This is a genomic window from Proteus mirabilis ATCC 29906, from assembly GCF_000160755.1.
GTDB classification, from domain to species: Bacteria; Pseudomonadota; Gammaproteobacteria; order Enterobacterales; family Enterobacteriaceae; genus Proteus; species Proteus mirabilis.
The window spans coordinates 1-776 of the sequence record NZ_GG668597.1 but is presented as its reverse complement, the minus strand read 5'-3'; the positions used below and the strand labels follow the sequence as shown (position 1 = coordinate 776).

The 776-nt window shown below is 34.5% G+C and carries 1 protein-coding gene; it reads left to right on the top strand.

Annotation, left to right across the window (positions count from 1 at the left end):
• The first annotated feature begins 126 nt into the window (after positions 1-126).
• The gene (locus HMPREF0693_RS18180) at positions 127-648 is read left to right on the top strand and encodes a YagU family protein (protein ID WP_004247148.1); all 522 of its coding nucleotides are present in this window, start codon (positions 127-129) and stop codon (positions 646-648) included.
• The last annotated feature ends 128 nt before the right edge of the window (positions 649-776 follow it).

Below are 776 nucleotides of genomic sequence, written 5' to 3'. Positions count from 1 at the left end.
AAGATGAAATTTATTGTTATCCTATAAGAATAAACCTGCAGTGTTTAACTAATAATTAAAATAATAAACAGGTATTCTTATCTCTACTATACTCATAATATTCAATTTATAGAGCGAGTATATATAATGATTGATTTGTTTAAGTTAACGAAAAAAAGTTCTAGGCATATTGGTATAGCAATATATGTTGGTATTATAGCGGGTATCTTTTCAGCTTTAGTTAAATCTGGTTTTGAAGACCTAATTCCCCCGAGAACACTTGAAACGACACCCCCGCCAGTCGTCTTACTCGAAAAGCTTGGATTAAATATAGATACTATGACTTATCATTGGATGGGATATAGTATTAATTGGGGCGGTAATGGTGTTCATATATTATTCTCAATAGTTATCGCTGTGACATATTGTGTTATTGCTGAATTCTTGCCAAAGGTTAAATTATTACACGGTATTTGTTTTGGTATTGGCGTTTCTGTTTTTGCTCATGGTTTAGTCGTACCTCTACTAGGATTGTCTGGCTGGCTTTGGACAGCAGGTTATCAAGCATTAATTTCTGAGTTTGTTGGAACCGCTTTTTGGATCTGGTCAATTGAAGCGATTAGACAAAATTTGCGTTATTGTTTAACTAAAGAAAATGATGCTGAGTAGATAAGGAAGTTCAACCTTAATCTGTTATAAATTTCTTAAAGATCGCTTAGGCGGTCTTTTTTCGTATATGCCGACCACAGAATCAATCACCCTCGTTATCACGTTCACACAAGAGCTGTGAGTCGGCA

Excerpts from the sequence above, each read along its gene's own strand:
- HMPREF0693_RS18180 (WP_004247148.1), top strand. The coding sequence starts at position 127 with ATGATTGATTTGTTTAAGTTAACGAAAAAAAGTTCTAGGCATATTGGT.